16 protein-coding genes are annotated in these 19,077 nt (G+C 47.0%); 11 read left to right on the forward strand and 5 right to left on the reverse strand.

All coding sequences use genetic code 11. The annotated features are described in order from the left end of the window. Positions 1-72: 72 nt before the first annotated feature. A complete protein-coding gene (locus tag FHW36_RS00725; protein ID WP_145660693.1) occupies positions 73-1,272 on the reverse strand; it encodes a thiolase family protein in 1,200 nt (399 codons plus the stop codon). Positions 1,273-1,457: 185 nt separating this feature from the next. Here FHW36_RS00725 and FHW36_RS00730 point away from each other — a divergent pair, with 185 nt between their 5' ends. From FHW36_RS00730 to FHW36_RS00745, 4 genes are all read left to right on the forward strand, one after another. Continuing rightward, positions 1,458-3,359 carry a peptidoglycan DD-metalloendopeptidase family protein gene (locus tag FHW36_RS00730; RefSeq protein WP_145660696.1) on the forward strand — a complete coding sequence of 634 codons (1,902 nt, stop codon included), beginning with the start codon at positions 1,458-1,460 and terminating at the stop codon, positions 3,357-3,359. 151 nt (positions 3,360-3,510) lie between these two features. Next, positions 3,511-4,554: a 23S rRNA (adenine(2503)-C(2))-methyltransferase RlmN gene (gene rlmN / locus FHW36_RS00735; protein WP_145660699.1), complete on the forward strand. Its 1,044-nt coding sequence runs from the start codon at positions 3,511-3,513 to the stop codon at positions 4,552-4,554. A 59-nt stretch (positions 4,555-4,613) separates the two neighbouring features. Beyond that, the gene (locus FHW36_RS30800) at positions 4,614-6,161 is read left to right on the forward strand and encodes a pseudouridine synthase (RefSeq protein WP_145660702.1); all 1,548 of its coding nucleotides are present in this window, start codon (positions 4,614-4,616) and stop codon (positions 6,159-6,161) included. A gap of 15 nt (positions 6,162-6,176) precedes the next feature. After that, a complete protein-coding gene (locus FHW36_RS00745; protein ID WP_145660705.1) occupies positions 6,177-6,935 on the forward strand; it encodes an RluA family pseudouridine synthase in 759 nt (252 codons plus the stop codon). 248 nt (positions 6,936-7,183) lie between these two features. On the opposite strand, the gene FHW36_RS00750 is transcribed toward FHW36_RS00745, so the two are convergent. Together FHW36_RS00750 and FHW36_RS00755 are read right to left on the reverse strand one after the other, a co-directional pair. After that, positions 7,184-7,819 (reverse strand): peroxiredoxin, encoded by a 636-nt coding sequence (locus FHW36_RS00750; RefSeq protein WP_145660707.1) that lies wholly within the window; start codon positions 7,817-7,819, stop codon positions 7,184-7,186. A 214-nt stretch (positions 7,820-8,033) separates the two neighbouring features. Next, positions 8,034-8,660: a hypothetical protein gene (locus tag FHW36_RS00755; RefSeq protein WP_145660709.1), complete on the reverse strand. Its 627-nt coding sequence runs from the start codon at positions 8,658-8,660 to the stop codon at positions 8,034-8,036. Positions 8,661-8,799: 139 nt separating this feature from the next. Here FHW36_RS00755 and FHW36_RS00760 point away from each other — a divergent pair, with 139 nt between their 5' ends. Continuing rightward, positions 8,800-9,804, forward strand: coding sequence for a helix-turn-helix transcriptional regulator (locus tag FHW36_RS00760; protein WP_145660713.1), 1,005 nt, complete (start codon positions 8,800-8,802; stop codon positions 9,802-9,804). A 72-nt stretch (positions 9,805-9,876) separates the two neighbouring features. Here the strand turns inward: FHW36_RS00760 and FHW36_RS00765 are convergent, their stop codons facing one another. Then, complete coding sequence (locus FHW36_RS00765; protein WP_145660715.1) at positions 9,877-10,593, reverse strand: LolA-like protein; 717 nt, start codon at positions 10,591-10,593, stop codon at positions 9,877-9,879. A 120-nt stretch (positions 10,594-10,713) separates the two neighbouring features. On the opposite strand from FHW36_RS00765, the gene ade reads away from it, so the two are divergent. Next, positions 10,714-12,357: an adenine deaminase gene (gene ade, locus FHW36_RS00770; RefSeq protein ID WP_145660718.1), complete on the forward strand. Its 1,644-nt coding sequence runs from the start codon at positions 10,714-10,716 to the stop codon at positions 12,355-12,357. Positions 12,358-12,363: 6 nt separating this feature from the next. On the opposite strand, the gene FHW36_RS00775 is transcribed toward ade, so the two are convergent. After that, positions 12,364-13,473 carry an anhydro-N-acetylmuramic acid kinase gene (locus tag FHW36_RS00775; RefSeq protein WP_246121029.1) on the reverse strand — a complete coding sequence of 370 codons (1,110 nt, stop codon included), beginning with the start codon at positions 13,471-13,473 and terminating at the stop codon, positions 12,364-12,366. Positions 13,474-13,555: 82 nt separating this feature from the next. Here FHW36_RS00775 and FHW36_RS00780 point away from each other — a divergent pair, with 82 nt between their 5' ends. From FHW36_RS00780 to FHW36_RS00800, 5 genes are all read left to right on the forward strand, one after another. Then, positions 13,556-15,475, forward strand: a complete 1,920-nt coding sequence (locus FHW36_RS00780) for a YfbK domain-containing protein (RefSeq protein WP_145660726.1) — start codon at positions 13,556-13,558, stop codon at positions 15,473-15,475. 42 nt (positions 15,476-15,517) lie between these two features. Further along, positions 15,518-16,171, forward strand: coding sequence for a uracil phosphoribosyltransferase (gene upp / locus FHW36_RS00785; protein ID WP_145660729.1), 654 nt, complete (start codon positions 15,518-15,520; stop codon positions 16,169-16,171). A 171-nt stretch (positions 16,172-16,342) separates the two neighbouring features. Then, on the forward strand, positions 16,343-17,356 hold the full coding sequence (locus FHW36_RS00790; protein WP_145660736.1) for a PorP/SprF family type IX secretion system membrane protein: 1,014 nt from the start codon (positions 16,343-16,345) through the stop codon (positions 17,354-17,356). 192 nt (positions 17,357-17,548) lie between these two features. Continuing rightward, the gene (locus FHW36_RS00795) at positions 17,549-18,313 is read left to right on the forward strand and encodes an EI24 domain-containing protein (RefSeq protein ID WP_145660739.1); all 765 of its coding nucleotides are present in this window, start codon (positions 17,549-17,551) and stop codon (positions 18,311-18,313) included. Further along, positions 18,314-19,021, forward strand: a complete 708-nt coding sequence (locus tag FHW36_RS00800) for an SAM-dependent methyltransferase (protein WP_145660742.1) — start codon at positions 18,314-18,316, stop codon at positions 19,019-19,021. The last annotated feature ends 56 nt before the right edge of the window (positions 19,022-19,077 follow it).

Consider the following 19,077-nt stretch of genomic DNA (forward strand, 5'->3'; position numbering starts at 1 on the left):
TTTTTTTGCTTGCCAGCAACGAGCGGCCGGATGTAATGTCCGACCGCTCGCTATTTTAGGGTAATCCTACACTTATATTTTTTCGAAGATGACTGCTGCTCCCTGACCAACACCCACGCACATACTAGCCAAGCCAAATTTAGCTTCGGGTCGGCGTTTCATTTCATGCAACAAAGTAGTTGTAATACGTACGCCGCTACAACCCAATGGATGCCCGATAGCAATGGCGCCCCCATTTACATTCACCAGTTCGGGATTTAATCCCAGGTCACGTACACAAGCCAGGGATTGCGCGGCAAAGGCTTCATTGAGTTCTACCAGGTGCAATTGATCCACCGTGAGGCCGGCACGCTGCAATGCCTTATTGGAGGCCGGTACAGGGCCAATGCCCATAATGGCGGGATCTACACCCGCTACCGCCATACTTTTGATTTGTGCCAGTGGCTGGAGGTTAAATTGTTTCAATGCCTTTTCCGACACAATAAGTACTGCAGCTGCACCATCGTTGATACCGGAGGAATTACCTGCGGTAACGGATCCATTTTTAGCAAAAGCGGGGCGTAATGCAGCCAGCTTTTCCAGGGTAGTAGCCCGCGGATGTTCATCTTCCGAAAAGAGCATTTTCTCGTCTTTCCCCTGGACGATTTCTACGGGTATAATTTCGTCCTGCCATTTGCCGGCTTCTAATGCCTGCCGGTAAAGGGTTTGGCTACGCAATGCAAAAATATCCTGCTCTTCTCTTCCTATCTTCCATTGGTTAGCCACATTTTCGGCTGTTTCCCCCATCGCATAGGGATGGTACATGTCGGCCAGCCTGGGGTTCGTGAAACGCCAGCCAATCGTGGTATCATACATTTCTGCTTTGCGGCCGAAGGCAGTATCTGACTTAGCCACCACAAAGGGGGCACGGGTCATGCTTTCCACACCGCCGGCCAGGTATACATCGCCTTCCCCGCACATCACTGCCCTGGCAGCGTCCATAATGGCCTGCATACCGGAGGCGCATAAACGATTTACGGTATTACCGGCTACGGTAACAGGTAGCCCTGCCAGCAGTGCCGCCATCCGCGCCACATTCCTGTTATCTTCCCCCGCCTGGTTGGCGGCGCCGGCAATCACATCTTCTATAACAGCCGGATCCAGGGAACTATTTCTTTTCATTAACGCTTTGATCAGATGCGCCAGCAGATCATCCGGGCGGATGGTGCTCAGTGCGCCACCATAGCGGCCTATGGGAGTACGTACCGCATCTACTATGTAAGCAACTTGCATGTGATTGTTTTGGTTTAACTGCAATATAAAGCATCCCCGTTAAACCGCCTCTTCACCTGCAGGCTACCCGCCAAACACCGCCAGTTATAACCTTATTTCCGCCTTTTAGTAAATACCGTTTGGCCAACTTTTGCAGAACCGTAGTTTTGCCCCCGATTATTTATTCATCGTTAAAAGCCCCACAAATGAAGCACTTACGTATCCTATTGTGCCTGACAGGCCTCTTCCCCCTGATCACCCATGCACAGCAACCCGTCGGAGAAAATGACGCCAATCTCTCGGAATTACTTTACAGACCTAATAAACCTGTGGCTCCTGTTAAGGAAGGAATAGAACCGTCCAGGCAACACCCGGTAACACCAGGCCGCAACGTGCATGTGCAACGCCTGGCGCCCGCTCCGAAATGGAACATGGTAGCCAATAGCAAAACTGCTTTTATTGGCATCGACAATGGTCCTATTACAGTGAAAAAGCTGAATACACCGGCCTTCTGTACCACTCCTACTGTTACCATTGGCTGTTGCAGCTATAACATCCAAGATGAAGCGGCTAATAAAAATCAGCTATACGCCTCTCCCGCGGCTATTTTCAGCAATGAAAACGATGCACGGACCTATGCGGAAAGCCTTACTCCCAAAGTACCTTTCTTCCTTCCCTTTACTAACAGCAAAGTATATCCCGGGGGCGCCTGGAAATATGACAATGGCAGTGGCCATGGTTCGGTAGACTTCTCCAAAACATCTGACGCATATGGCCCCGGTATAGATCCTACTTTTGGCGTATATGCCAGTGCTGCGGGTAAGGTAGTTACCGCCATGTGGGATTCCTTTTTTGGTAACGTGGTGATCATAGAACATATTGCCCAGGATGGCACTACCTACCGCACTGGCTACTTCCACCTCCGTGGCGGGTTTGACCATGACGTGGCCAATGCAAAAATGATTCCTGTCAGCGATCCCAGCAACCTGGATGCGCGGGATACCAAGTATAAGAAATTCGCGAACCTGCCCAATCCGTCCCAGCTGCTTTGGGGCACCAATGACCAAAAGCTGAAGGTAAAAGCCGGCGACAAAGTATATGCAGGGCAGCAAATTGCCTGGTCGGGCAATACGGGCTTTGGTGGCGCCGGATGGGGACTTAACCAGGATGGTACGCCTACTAATCCCTATACCGCCAATAACCACCTGCATTTCATGCTGTGGATTAAAAGTCCGGGTACCGGGGCCGACTGGATGGAAGTAGATCCTTACGGTGTTTACTCCACTTCCGACAACAGCAACGCTTCCTGTTATGAAATCGGTGCTACCGGGGCATTCAACCGTTTCTTCGCCCCTTTCTATCCTTCCTTTCACAATGTGCCGGTGCAGCATATCACCCAGTACTGGGGCTACTATACCGGTATGGGGATGGCTTTGCAAACACTGAGTGTACACAAAGCCGGTAATCAATACCTCGCATCCGGCTCATTCCAATATGGCCTGCCCTCACAGTGGTATTGCCGTATCAATATGAATTCCACCCAGTATCAGCAATACTTTGATGAGTATTACGCCAAAGGCTTTATTCCCCGCCAGATTTCCGTGGTAAACGATGCCGGAGGCAATCCTTTATTTACTGTTATATGGAAACTCCGCGGCAACGAGAACTTTGTAGCGGTACATAATGCCACCGATGACGTATGGAATGCCAAATGGAAAAGCTGTGTAGACCAGCAAAAAATGCGGGTTACCGAACATGTGGTATACTATGCTGGCGGTAAACGTTATCATGCCGGGGTATTTGGCAGCAACAACCCCGGAGGATTTTACATGTATTATGGACTGAATACCAATGATTTCACCAAAAAATTTAATGAGCTCAATAAAGCAGGATTGATGACGGTAAACGTCAATGTGGAAGAAAACGGCAGCCAAAACAACGTTGGAGGCCTGTGGTGGCCAAGGAACAAGGCTTATTATTCCTATATGAATATGAGCCCGGCCGATTACCAGGCCAAATTCACCGACTTAACCGCCCAGGGATACCAGCTGTACCGGGTACAGGGGTATGACAATTCCTCCCGGTTTGCGGCCATATGGATGAAATAAATGCTATACATAACTACAGCAATGCCACAGCTGGAAACGGCTGTGGCATTGCTTTTTAGGTGCTATTCTGTCAGTATCCCAATATTACGTATCTTTGCCGTTACTTTTCGACTGCCGGAAGGCAGCCAATTGCTCAAACAACGGTCAAATAATGAAGTCTGACAATAAAAATATCCGGCATTTAAGCCTGCCGGCTTTACAGGAATATTTCGGGTCAATAGGTGAAAAACCTTTCCGCGCGAAACAGGTATACGAGTGGCTTTGGCTACGCCATGCCGATAGTTTCGAAGCGATGACCAATCTCTCAAAAGAACTAAGACAAAAACTCACCGAACACTTCACCCTTCCGGCTATAAAAGTAGATGCCGTGCAGCAGAGTAATGACGGCACCATTAAGAGCCGTTTTCGCCTGCACGATAATCACCTGGTAGAAGGTGTACTGATACCTACCGACAGCCGTCAAACGGCCTGTGTGTCCTCCCAGGTAGGGTGTAGCCTGAGTTGTAAATTCTGTGCTACTGGTTATATGGACCGCAAGCGCAACCTCGACTTTGATGAAATCTACGATGAAGTAGCGCTCATCAACGAACAGGCCATGACTTCTTATGGCAAAAAGCTGAGCAATATTGTGTTTATGGGCATGGGCGAACCTTTGCTCAACTATAAGAACGTACTGCAGGCGATTGAGCGGATTACCGCCCCGGATGGACTGGGGATGTCGCCTAAACGTATTACGGTGTCCACCGCCGGTGTAGCGAAAATGATCCGGCAGCTGGGAGACGATAAAGTAAGATTTAACCTGGCTTTGTCTTTACACGCGGCCAATGATAAAAAACGCAGCGAAATCATGCCGATCAACGATTCCAACAACCTTAAAGAGTTGATTGCAGCGTTGAACTATTTCTACAAGGCCACTGAAAATGAAATATCCTTTGAATATATTCTCTTCAAGGATTTTAACGATGCCAAAGAAGATGCCGATGAATTGATTAAAATTTACCGGCAGGTACCAGCCGACCTGGTGAATATCATCGAATACAACCCTATTGGTATGGCCCGTTTCCAGAAGCCTGATGCCCAAACAGCAGAAGAGTTTATGGAATACCTGGCTAAAAACAAGGTGAATGCAAGGCTGCGCCGTAGTCGTGGTAAAGATATTGATGCCGCCTGCGGACAACTGGCCAACAAAGGCTAACTATTTACATGCATATTCTTATTGGTCATGCATCCATGATCATCAATCAATGATAATTTATGAAGAAAAAACAACCTGCTAAAAAAGGGTTTGGTCCATCCAGGGACAATAAGATGGGTAAAAGCGACAAACCAGCAGGCAATCGCAACCGCTTTTCCGTTGACGGCGAGAGGCCAGGAAGAGCCTCTGCAAAAGATAGCGGCCATACAGAAGGTAAACCGTCTTTCCGTTCTTCCCGCTTTGAAGGGGGGAAAACCGGGGATGAAAAGCCTGCATTCCGCAAACGTACTTTCGATAATAACGAGCGTCCAGCCCGTAAACCAGGTTTCTCTGCCGATGGCCGCAAGCCTGGCTTTGGCGCAGGGGACGATAAACCGAAACGCAGCTTTGGCGAAAGAAGTGAAGATAAACCTAAGCGCAGCTTTGGTGAGAGAGGCGACGATAAACCTAAACGCAGTTTTGGCGGAAGAAGTGAAGATAAACCTAAGCGCAGCTTTGGTGAGAGAAATGACGATAAGCCTAAACGCAGTTTTGGTGAGAGAAGCGAGGATAAGCGCGGCGGCGGCTTCAAACGCGACGACAAGCCTGCATTTGGTAAACGCACCGGCGGTGAAGACAAACCGTTACGTAAACGTACCTACGGCGTTACCAAAAAGAACGATGACAGCGCTTTCCATTTTCACGGCGACAGTAAAAAAGGTGGCAAATCCGCTGACAGAGAGACTCCCAGCGGATTTAACCGGAAAAAATTCTTTGATAAAACCAATGAACGTTTTGCTGATAAACAAGACCGGAAAAAACGCATCAAGGTAAAGGATACTGACCACACGTCTGCCACAAAACCTGCTGCGAAAGATAGCGAAAGTAAGCAAAGCATCTTTGGGCCTGGCGAAATGCCATTGAACAAATTTGTGGCGCACTGCGGTCTTTGCTCCCGCAGAAAGGCGGTAGACCTGATTAAAGAAGGTAAGGTAACGGTGAATGGTAAAGTAGTTACCGAGCCTGCTACCAAAGTAACCGGCAGCGATCACGTGACGATGCAGGATAAAAAAATTACCCCAACCAAAAACCTGATTTATATTCTGCTGAATAAACCCAAAGGTTATATCACTACTACCGATGATCCCGAAGGCCGCAAAACCGTAATGGACCTGATCCAGGACGCCGCAGAAAATGAAAGGGTGTACCCGGTAGGCCGTTTGGACCGTAACACGTCCGGATTGTTGTTGCTCACCAATGACGGAGAACTGGCGCAGCGACTGGCGCATCCTAAACACAATATCAAAAAGATTTACCAGGCAGAACTGGATAAACCCCTTACCAAGGGCGACTTTGACAAAATTATTGACGGCGTAACCCTGGAAGATGGTGTAGCTGTAGTAGATGCACTGGGTTATGTGGATCCAAAAGACAAAAAGCAGGTGGGTATTGAGATACACAGTGGTAAGAACCGTATCGTACGCCGTATTTTTGAACACCTGGAATATACCGTTGAAAAATTGGATCGGGTAATGTATGCGGGTCTGACCAAAAAAACGTTGAACCGGGGTCAATGGCGCTTTCTCACAGAGAAAGAAGTCATCCTGTTGAAACATTTTAAAAAATAACTGCCGAATAACCTGATGCGATTAGTAGATCATATTATACTGGAAACACCTGATTTTGTTATCGTGAACAAGCCTGCCGGCATGCTCACGCTACCTGATCGTCATGACAATGAGTTAAGCTCATTAATTGCCATCATGAAGAAGGCGTATGGTGAGGTATTCACCGTACACCGGCTGGACCGCGAAACCAGCGGCATCATCCTGTTTGCCCGTAATGAGGCTGCTCATAAATATTTCTCCCAGCTGTTTGAAAGCAGGGACGTGAAAAAATTCTACCTGGGCCTGGTAAGCGGTCAGCTGACCACTAAACAGGGGAATGTGAGCGAGGGCATTATGGAGCACCCGGTACAGAAGGGAAAGATGGTGACCAACCGTAAGGGTAAGCCTTCTTCTACCGACTACGAAGTGCTGGAAGAATTTGGTTTGTATAGCCTGGTCAGGATGCAAATTCATACCGGGCGTACGCATCAGATCAGGGTGCACATGAAATTCCTGGGTCATCCTATTGCTGTAGACGAGTTTTATGGTAGCGCGCAGCCTATACTTTTGTCGACCATCAAGAAGAAATTCAAACTGGGTAAGCATACAGAAGAAGAGCGTCCGTTGTTGAGCCGGCTAGCGCTGCATGCGTCGATGCTGGTGTTTAAGGATCAAAACGGAAAGGAATATACCATAGAGGCGCCACTGCCTAAAGATATGAGTGCCTTGCTGACGCAATTGCGGAAGCATCGGGGCAAACAGCCTGTTATTGGGGAGGAGCTCTCTGCTGAATAGGGCTGTTATAAAGAATGTTGTTTTGTTTGATTTTTTAAGGGTTAGGGGAAACGGAAGCAGGAAGCTGTTTTTGTTTTCCCTAATCTTTTTTATGCTAATTGCGGGGGAGTCCTATCTATATGGGGTTTGTTTACCAGGCGGGAGAAAAAGGGCAAAAAAAAACGGGGAGAAATCCCCGTTTCGTAAAAATCAAAAACCAACCATTAAAAAATCTTTATACGTAAAGCCTTTTGCAGGCTACTTCTTCATTATTTGTTGGGCTGAGGTGTTGTTCTCAGGTAAGGCTTGATAATTTTATGGCCTTTCGGAAAACGGGCAGGAATGTCTGCCGTGGGCACCGCTGCGGTAACGATCACATCTTCTCCATCTTTCCAGTCGGCTGGTGTAGCTACGCTGTATTTAGCAGTAAGCTGCAGAGAATCCAGCACGCGCAGTACTTCATGGAAGTTTCTGCCGGTAGAGGCCGGGTAAGTGATGATCAGTTTCACTTTTTTGTCCGGTCCAATGATAAACAAGGATCTAACAGTAAATGTTTCAGAGGCATTTGGATGAATCATGTCATACAGATTTGCCACTGTCTTGTTTTCATCTGCAATAATAGGGAAAGTTACGTCACACTGTTGTGTTTCGTTGATATCATTTATCCAGCTCAGGTGTTTATCTAGTGGATCTACACTGACAGCCAGTACTTTAGTATTACGTTTCGCGAACTCATCTTTCAGAAGGGCAGTTTTACCAAGCTCGGTAGTACATACCGGAGTAAAGTCTGCCGGGTGAGAAAATAAGATACCCCAGCCATCACCAAGGAATTCATAAAAATCTATCTCTCCTAAAGTGGTATTAGCCTTAAAGTTTGGAGCAACATCGCCCAGTCTTAAACTCATAGTTCTGCGATTTTATTGACCAAAAATAACCTTTTCCTACAAAATTTATAGACTTCTAGGGATTTTTTTCTCAATTTTGCCGATTTTTTTTCATGGGGAGGGGAATTGGGGCTAACAAACAATGTTTAACAGGGTTCAATCAACGGATAGAAAAGGGGTTCATACAACAGCTGAAAGGGGTTATTCAATAGATAAAAATATGGCTAACAAGGGGTTAAGTATTTGAGGTATGTAGCTGCCAGGCATAATAAGCCATGCTGAACTTATAGTCATTTTCCAGACCGGCCTTCATTCTGGCAGCTTCATCCCCGAGTTCAATCTCAATAAATCCAAGGTATAGGTTATAGGCATCATGAAGTAATTGGATACAATACTCCATTTTCTCGTTATCTTCTCCCTGCAGGCGGGCTGCGGGTGGTAAAGTAGGCGGTACCGGCACGATGGGCATTTGTATTACCCGTTCTATATAATAGCACTCTTCATCCGCATAGGCTTCCCAGTTGTCGTCCTGTTGCAGACATGGACGGCGCATATAAAAAATAAGGTTGTCAAAAACTACGGCGGTTCCCAATTCCGCTTCCAGGTCGATTATATCCGGGATACGGCGCATATCTTCCAGTTTTTTCACAATGGTCATTTGTACCGCATCGTGTTTATCCTGCCCGAAACGCAGCATGGTATTCATGACTTCATACGTAGTTACAAAATCACAGGGATACCACACATCATCCTGCAGCAACTGGCCCCAGAGCGTCAGGTAATTGGAATCATCCATGATGATTTGCCCAATTGAAATCGCCTGCATTTGTGTAATGGCTGTAGTTGTATTTACTTGATTCATAACCATTCCGTTTTGATAACAATACAAATCTAGCTGCGCTGCACGCATGGAATTTGCGTAGTGATCTTTTCGCTATATTTTTTTTATCCTTATTTGCAAAAGCAGGAATTGCTTATTTTTATTATCTAAATTTTATCTATTGCCAAAGAACAAAGATGCGGTGTCGCGCTACCGTTGGATCGATGAGCGACTGCGCAGCAAACAGAAACCCAAACCTACCCTGGACAACCTGATTGAATATGTATCTGATAAAATGGGAGCGGGCATCTCCGTTCGTACCATACAGAAGGATTTACAGGACATGCGACAGGATCCGGAATTAAACTACATGGCGCCTATCGTATACGACCGTAGCAGCGGCACCTACCGGTACGCAGATGAAAGTTTTTCCATCAGTAATTCCCCTATTGAAGAAGCAGATCTGCAGGGGTTGGAAATTGCTATTGGCATATTAGAACAATTCCGCAGTTTACCGGTAGTACAACAATTTGAAGATGCTATTCTCAAAATAGCCGCCAGCCTGAAAATGAACCGGGAAGCGCTGCAACATAAAGGCCTGATTAAATTTGCCCGCGCCTCTCAATACAAAGGCGCCGAACATATCCCCGAGATTGTAGACGCCATAAAAAACCTGGAAATCATCCGGATTGCCTACCAGAGCTTTGAACGCGACGAGCCCAAGGAACACTGGGTAGAACCTTATCACCTGCGAGAATATCAACACCGCTTTTACCTGATCGGCAAAAGCCAGCAGACCAGGGGCGGCGCTGTTATTACGTTTGCGCTGGACAGAATTGTGAAGCTCTGGCCTACCATGAAACATTTTGATGAAAAGAACTTCGATGATGCCAGCTATTTCAAGCATGCTGTTGGCATTACCGTACATGATGGGGAACCCGAACATGTTTTGCTGAGCTTTGCCCCTAAACAGGGCAAGTACGTTAAATCACAGCCTATACACGCTTCGCAGGAAGTAGTGGAGGATAATGACCAGGAATGTCGTATATCCCTTAATGTTGTTATCAACCCCGAGCTCACCATGACCTTGCTCAGCTATGGCGCCCAGGTAAAAGTGCTGCAGCCAGCCCACCTGGCAAAAAAAATGGCCGAAGAGGCAATAGCCATGGCCAAATTGTATAAATAATATTTGTATACAGAAGATATACGCTGGCGGGGCGTGTCAATCAGCATTCCACCAGCGTATGTCCATAATTCTTTATTGCGGTTTAGCAAACAGCGTATCTGCTACCGGTGTATTCACATCTACCTTCGACACATTTATTTTAACATCGCCCGGCGTTTGTGTGGTAGTGGCCGCATAGGCGTAGCCTTCCGGCGTTTTCTTGTAATCAGACATCAGTAATACCAGCTCCAGTGACTGCCCTTTGATATTAATATTATTCACTGTTTTCACAATCAGGAAGGTATTGGCATCAATGTAAACATCTCCTGTAGAGCCGCCGTCCCCGATCACTTTCAGCTTATAGGCCGGTATGCCATTCACCTCTTCCTTACCTGATAATTCTATCTTCTTTCCTTTGTTTTTATAATCGTACAGTTCTCCTCTCAGATCCAGCTGCGGTTGCATGATTTTCAGGGTAGCGCTATCCATATCCTGGGGTGCCGTTTGCATCATTACCGGCATCAGGCTCCATCCGGCAGACCGGGTTACTACCTGTATATTGTTGCTTCCCATCACATTGAATTCCAGCCGCATGCCTTCATTCTGCTTTACCCATTTCTTGATGGGTACAGATTGCCCCTGCACTTCCATACTTCCCTCTACATATTGCGTTTTCAGGTCTTTCAATTTTGCTTCTCCACCCATTGCAGCGGTATTCTTTGCAATAATTTCGTCGGCAGTCTGGGCGTAAGTGCTGATTCCTGTTATCAGAAGGGCAGCCAGCAACGCGTAAGATTTAATCCTTGTCATAAATACGTTTTTGATATTCGTTTCTTTGGTAACTAAAGATAACCAAAAAACATCTCCCCCAACAGTTTACCAAAAAATACGCCAGGGTCGAAAATGCCGCCTATTCCTTAGCTTTACGGCATGAATACATTCCAGATATCGGGCAACCTGGTGGATATCCTGCAAGCCGAAATTTACCCTGCTACCCTGCATATTGAAAACGGCCGCATAGCCAGGATTACACGCGATAGCCAATCTTACTCCAACTACCTGCTACCGGGCTTTACAGACGCGCATGTACATGTGGAAAGCTCTATGCTCATTCCTTCCGAATTTGCCCGGATGGCTGTTGTACATGGTACCATTGCTACCGTCAGCGACCCGCATGAAATAGCCAATGTAATGGGCGTTGCCGGTGTTACTTATATGCTGGAAAATGGTAAACAGGTACCCTTCCGGTTCAACTTTGGCGCCCCATCCTGTGTGCCGGCCACCACTTTTGAAACCGCCGGCGCCACCGTTACAGTGGCTGATATCGAAGCCCTGTTGGCAAGACCCGACATCGGGTATCTTACGGAAATGATGAATTTCCCGGGAGTACTGCATAAAGATCCGGAAGTGATGGCTAAAATCGCCGCTGCAAAAAAAGCAGGTAAGCCTGTCGACGGCCATGCACCGGGACTTAGAGGCGATGCCGCCCGCGACTATATTGCCGCAGGCATCAGCACCGACCACGAATGTTTTACTATGGAAGAAGCGTTGGATAAATTAAAGTATGGGATGCACATCCTTATCCGGGAAGGAAGTGCCGCCAAAAATTTTGAGGCATTATACCCTTTACTGAATGACTATGCCGACCATATTATGTTTTGCAGCGATGATAAACACCCTGACAACCTGGAAGAAGGGCATATTAACCTGCTGGTAAAGAGAGCGCTGGCACATGGTATAGATCTCTTTAAAATACTACGCGCCGCCTGTATCAACCCAGTTGTACATTACAAGCTGGATAACGGCCTGCTGAAGGAAAATGATCCGGCTGATTTTATTGTGGTAGATAACCTGGAAGATTTCAGCATACTGGCCACTTATATCGATGGGGTAAAAGTTGCGGAAAATGGGCATACGCTCATACCCAGCATTGCATCAGCTCCTGTGAATAATTTCATATGTAACCCTGTGAAGCCGGCAGACTTCCGTATACCGGTCAACAACATCCATGACACTGAAGTAAGTGCCAGGGTGATAGCAGCGCTCGATGGTCAGCTGATTACCAGTTCTCTACAGGAATTACTCCCGGTAGCCGAAGGAAACGTGCAAAACAGTATACCAAAAGATGTGCTGAAACTGGCCGTAGTAAACCGTTACCGGCAGGCGGCTCCCGCAATGGCATTTATCCATGGATTTGGGCTGCAACAGGGCGCCATCGCCTCCTCGGTAGCGCACGACAGTCATAACATCATTGCTGTGGGTACCGACGACGAAAGCCTGGCCGCCGCTATCAACGCGGTAATAGCTGAGCAAGGGGGTATCAGCGTGGTAAACGGCGGCGACACTGCCGTATTGCCCCTGCCGGTCGCCGGTTTGATGAGTAACCTCGACGGCTATACGGTGGCGGCACAATACGGTACCCTAGATAAAGCGGCCAAAGCCCTCGGTTCCCGGCTGGCATCGCCCTTCATGACATTGTCCTTTATGGCGTTACTGGTGATTCCTCATTTGAAACTAAGCGATCTTGGCTTGTTTGATGGGGATAAATTCCAGCTCCTGGAGAAAAACTTCTAATACTGTTTACCGGCTCGTCCAGAGTGCTCCATTGATGGAGTCTCTTGATGCGCCGGTGACACCGCTTAAGATATTATCTTCCTGTCTCCAGCGCAAAGTACCTATCAGCGCCATAATCAAGGCTTCTTTAAAATTAACCGTCAGTGCATCGGGCACTTCTACTGTAATTTCCAGGGGCTCCAGTTGTTGTTGTATCGTGTTTACCAGGAAGGTATTGAATGCCCCGCCGCCGGTAACGAGCATTTTACCGGGCCCTTCCGGCATATTTTCTTTCAGTGCTTTTACGGCCTGTGCTACCTGTGCTGCAATATGTTCTACATAGGTACGCAGTTTACCTTGTACAGAAATACGCAAAGGCGCTATCATAGGCAGGATGGTATCGGTACCGAAGTCGTTGGCGAGCGATTTGGGCCATGAAGCAGCGTAATAAGGCAGGCTGTTCAGCTGATTCAACAACACCACATCTGCAACGCCACCGGCCGCCAGGGCGCCGCCATCGTCGTAAGGTTTATTCAACGCCGCTGCCAGGGAATTCAGCACACGGTTGGCTGGGCAAATATCAAATGCTACAAATTGATCTGGCAACTGGGCAGAAACATTGGCAATACCTCCCAGGTTCAGCCAGTATTGGTATCCAGGCAATAAATATTTTTCACCAATAGGCACAATAGGCGCTCCCTGGCCACCCAATGCCACGTCTACTGCCCGCAAATCGGTAATCACCGGTAAGCCGGTAACCGCGGTAATAGCCGCTCCATCGCCCAGCTGGGCCGTTGTTTTGGCGGAAGGTATATGAAAAGTGGTATGACCATGTGAGGCAATAAAATGTACTTTATGATCCAGCTGGTTCTTTTCTATGAAAGACAGGATACGCTGCCCGGTATAATGTCCATAGGCCGTATGCAACAGCAAGTAGTCCCTGGCGGACAAAGTGGTGGCCTGGACCAGTTTCTCCACCCATTCCGGCTCGTAAGGCAGGCTCTCGGACGCTTTAATAGCATAAGTCCATTGTCCGCGTATTTCGGTCAATTCTGCAAAAACTATATCCAGTCCATCTAATGAACTACCAGACATGGTGCCAATCACGTTATATACCATCTCAAAAAATTTCAGCAAAGGTAGTTTTTAAATATTTTTTTTCCTGATTTATGGAAACGGCCACATGGATGCCATCCTATTAGCAGAAAACAATATCGCCATGAAAAAATATCTTGCTCTGCTATTATTCAACTGCCTGGTGGCGTTCGCTGTATCTGCCCAACAGCTGCGCACTATTACCGGTACTGTAAAAGAAAGCGCAGGTAATCAACCTGTAGCGAATGCGGTGGTCCGGATAAAAAATACAGATGTGATGACAGCCTCTGATACCAAAGGACATTTTAGCCTGAAAGTTCCTGCGGGTACAGTTACGCTGGAAGTCAATGCTACTAATTATAAAGTAGTAACACTCACGGTAAACGATAAACAGGCCTCTATCAATGTTACCCTTCATTTGCTACAGCGGGTAGTTAAAGACAGGAGCCGGTATATAATGGACGATGTTATGGTGGGTGGCGAGCCATCAGGATCAACATCGCCTCCTGCCCCTACTGTTAAGGCAGTTAGCCCAAAACGCAATATGGTGGCTGCCCAAAATTATGAGATGATGGTATCAGGCGTAGCCGCCAATAATGGCAGGGTTTCATATGCACCTTCCAGTGCAGAAGATTACAGTCCTATCAACGAAAATATCTTCCATGCGGTAACAGACCAGCCGTTGAGCACCTTCAGCATAGACGTGGACAGGGCTTCGTACAGCAATATGCGCCGTTTCCTGAACAATGGCGAAATGCCACCACCAGATGCGGTAAGAGTAGAAGAAATGATCAATTATTTCGATTATGGCTATAAAGCCCCTGCCGGTAAAGATCCGGTGGCCATTTATACCGACATGGCCATTTGTCCCTGGAATACCAGCCATCAGCTGGTGCGCGTGGCGCTGAAAAGCAAACAGGTAGACACCAGAGACCTCCCTCCCACCAACCTGGTATTCCTGCTGGATGTTTCGGGCTCCATGGATGAAGAAAACAAGCTTCCATTGGTTAAAAAGGCCTTCAGGGTATTGACGGAACAATTACGCCCACAGGACAAAGTAGCCATTGTGGTATATGCAGGCGCTGCCGGTGTGGTATTACCGCCTACCAGCGGCAACGATAAGCAACATATACTGTCGGCTCTCGATGAACTACAGGCTGGCGGCTCTACCGCTGGCGGCGCCGGTATACAGCTGGCTTATGACATTGCGGCGAAGCTCCGTAAAGAAAACAGCAATACCCGGGTAATATTGGCTACAGACGGCGATTTCAACGTGGGTATTTCCAGTGAAGGAGCATTGACCCGCCTGATAGAAAATGAAAGACAGAAAGGGATCTTCTTATCTGTACTAGGTTTTGGCATGGGTAACTTAAAAGATAACACCATGGAACTGCTGGCCGACAAAGGCAACGGCAACTACGCCTACATTGATAATTTCGAAGAAGCCCGCAGAACGTTTGTAACCGAGTTTGGAGGTACCCTGTTTACCGTGGCCAAGGACGTAAAGCTACAGGTAGAGTTCAATCCCAACTTCGTACAGGCCTACCGGTTAGTAGGTTATGAAAACAGGATATTGCAGAACGAAGATTTTAATAATGATAAGAAAGATGCCGGCGATATGGGCGTGGGGCACACGGTGACCGCATTGTATGAGCTGAAACCTACCGGTAAGAAAGGGGAAAACGTGAATTGGGTGGATCCGTTGAAATACCAGCAAGGTAAGATAGTAGGTAACCAGAAAGAGGTGTTGACCGTAAAATTGCGCTACAAGGATCCTGCTGCAGAAAAGAGCCAGTTAATGGAAAAGGTGCTACCTTATGATAACCAAGAAATTGGCGCCGCGCCGGAAGACTTCCGGATGGCTACTGCCGTAGCAGCTTTCGGCCAGTTGCTGAGGCGGTCTGCCTTTGCAGGTACTGCTACCTACGACCAGGTGCTGTTGTGGGCAGGAACCGCCCGGGGAGAGGACAAAGAAGGATACCGGGCTGAATTCATACAGCTGGTAAAGAAAGCTAAACTACTGGACAAGGACGAGAAAGAGTAGTTCACTATTTTTCGGTAATTTGCGGCCTCAAAGGGATTGCTCATGATTATCAATTTAAGTGAAACCAATTCGTTGGTTGGAGAATGGTTAAGCGAGATCAGAAATGTGGAGGTTCAAACGGACCGCATGCGCTTCCGGCGTAATTTGGAGCGACTGGGGGAAGTGGCGGCCTATGAGATCAGCAAAACGCTGGATTATGAAGACAAAGAGGTGACTACCCCCATGGGTATTGCCACTTGTCGCGTACTGAAGGCCCAACCGGTGCTGGCCACTATTTTACGTGCAGGGTTGGCCTTGCACCAGGGATTGCTGCACTATTTCGACAAGGCAGATCATGCGTTTATCTCGGCTTACCGCAAACATAACCACGACGGCTCTTTTGATATCAGCCTGGAATATGTCAGTACCCCGTCGATAGATGGGCAGGTGTTGATTCTTTCAGACCCTATGCTGGCTACCGGCGCCTCCCTGGTAAAAACCATTGAGCACCTGGAAGCCATCGGGAAGCCCAGTCATATTCACCTGGTAGTGGCCATTGCCTGTACTGTGGGGATAGAGTATGTGCTGCGCAATACCAACGCTAACCTGACCATCTGGGCGGGCGATATTGACGATGAACTGACCGCCAAGGGGTATATCGTTCCCGGTCTTGGAGATGCGGGCGACCTGGCCTTCGGAAATAAATTGCAACAATAATCACCATAAAATCGTTTTGCGAATAGCAGTTTTGTATCTTTAACAGGTACGGCTGCTATTCGCATTTTTATTTCGGCTGCTTTTTATACATGAATTTAATTTGCGATATGAACTAATTAATGTACCTTCACCGACATTGCATAACTACCCTATGCTTTAAGCTTTACTACTATGAAAAGAGCTTTACTATTCTTGACCATATTACTTTATTTTAATCCTTTAAGGGCGCAGGATCCGCACTTTTCGCAATTTTTTGCCTCACCGCTCACGCTTAACCCAGCATTTACCGGTTTATTTTCAGGAGATTACCGCTTATCCGGCAACTACCGGTCCCAATGGAGCAGCATTGCTTCCCCTTTCATTACCGGGACTGCAGCCATTGATTTCGGGATACTTAAAAACGTGATTTCCTATACAGATATCTGGGGTGTAGGGCTTCAGGCAATGTACGACAGAAGTGGTGGCGGGGCATTAACATCTACTTATCTTTCGTTCAGCACTGCCTATCATAAAGGCCTGGATCCGGAAGGTAATCATACGCTCGCCATAGGTTTACAGGGAACGCTGGTGCAAAAAAGGATTGATAATACCAAGTTACAATTTGAGAATCAAATAGATAACAACGGGTATAACCCGTCTATCCCCAGCAATGAAACGCTGGTAAATCCAAAAATTTCCTATTTCGATCCCAATGTGGGGATCTTGTACAACGGTTTAATCGGGGAATCGTCCAATATTTACCTGGGCGCCTCCTATTATCATATTACCCAACCTACCGAGTCGTTTATGAACCTTACCCAGAACCGGCTCAGCTACCGCTGGACCGTACATGGCGGGGGCTCTGTACCGGTAAACGGGAAAGACCGCTTCCACACCAGTATCCTGTACATGAAACAAAGCACAGCTACTGAGTTTACGTTTGGCGGTGCCTATGGCTTCTCCCTCAGCGAGGTAGATGATCAGCCTACTACGTTTTATATAGGTAGCTGGTACCGTCTTAAAGATGCCGTTATTCCTTATGTGGGACTAGAATTCAAGGGTTTCCAGCTCGGGCTTACCTACGATACCAACGTTTCTACCCTGAAACCAGCCTCTAATTACAGGGGAGGTTTTGAGATTTCACTGATCTATATTCACACCAGGAACGAAAATAATAAGTATAAGACGCTTTGTCCACGCTTCTAAAAGCTGAAGGCGCAAAGCAAAAAGCTATTATAGAGAATGACTGCTGCGATATTGTTAAATATTCGCCAATATCATTCTCTATAATAGCTTTTTGCTTTGCGCCTTCAGCTTTATGCTCACATTTAAAATATTTTTGCCTTAGTTTCGTTGCTCTTTCATAAAACATTTAGTTACACTAAAAAAATTCAGGCGTTGTTTTCATTCAGAGAAGTACTGTCGGCTGTTCAATCATACGGAAAGGCCCATCAGTTTATCATGCAGCATAAATTATGGAAATGGATACTGATACCGGGCATTATTTACTGTTTGCTTTTTTTTACAGGGTTTTACTTTGTATGGGGATATTCCGGTGATTTTGTGGAGTACCTGACTAAATTGCTGCATATCACAGAATGGGTACAGGACCTGGAAAGCAGCTGGATTAGTTTTCTTTTTATCCTCGTGGCTTTTTCTGTGAGGATAGTCTTTGTATTTTGGTATTTCTCTTATTTCAAATACCTGTTTTTGATAGTAGCCTCGCCGGTATTCTCCTATTTATCAGAAAAAACAGAGGCCATCCTGGAATATAAAGAGTTCCCATTCAGCTGGTCACAGCTGGGCCAGGATATTATCCGGGGCATTAAGATGTCGTGCCGTAACATCGTTTACCAAACTGCGGCTATCCTGGTATTGCTGCTGGTATCTTTTATCCCGGTTGTTGGCTGGCTGATACCCATGATCAGTTTTTTTGTAGAGAGCTATTTTTACGGCTTTGCCATGATGGATTACAGTTGTGAAAGACATCGCTTAAATATGTCGCAAAGCATTGCATTTATACGCCAGCACCGGGGCATGGCCATTGGTAATGGCATGGTGTTTTACTTGTTTATGCTGATCCCGGTAGTGGGCTGGATGTTGGCGCCGTCGTACGCTGTAATTGCTGCCACTATTGACTTACAAAACAAAAAACTGCGATAAATGAATACTCCAGGCAATGTGTACCTTGTTCCTACCGTGTTAAGTTCTGATGCCTTATTCAGCATCCCGGCCTATGTAACAGCTATTGTACAGCGGCTGTCGGTTTTTTATGTAGAAAATGAACGAACTGCCCGACGCTATTTAAAAGCGCTCGACAGGAATATTAATATAGATGCCCTCCAACTGCTGATCATGAATGAAAATCAGCCACCAGATGTAACTATTGGCCGGAAATTACTGTTGGAGGGGAAAGACATCGGCATATTGAGTGAGGCCGGATGCCCCGCCATTGCGGATCCCGGGCACCTGGTAGTGCAGATGGCCCACAGCATCGATGCCCGAATCATTCCCATGATCGGTCCCAACTCCATGCTGCTGGCCCTGATGGCCTCCGGTATGAACGGGCAAAATTTCCAGTTTGTAGGTTACCTGCCTATTAAGGGACCGGAAAGACTTAAAACCATCCGGGAACTGGAAGCCACCTCCGAACGGAAACAACAAACCCAACTGTTTATTGAAACGCCTTACCGTAATAACCAGCTGCTGAAGGATATAGTGGATAACTGTAAAGACAGTACCCGCATATGTGTAGCGGCAGATATTACCGCGCCTACAGAATATATCAAGACAAAGACGGTGAAGGAATGGAAAAAACAATTACCAGATCTCCATAAAAGACCTGCAATATTTCTTATACAGGCGGGCTAGGATACAATGCCTTCCTACTTTTCTAATAAAAAATGCTGCAGCTCACTTCATGGCTG

The organism is Chitinophaga polysaccharea, from assembly GCF_007829335.1.
Classification (GTDB): Bacteria; Bacteroidota; Bacteroidia; order Chitinophagales; family Chitinophagaceae; genus Chitinophaga; species Chitinophaga polysaccharea_B.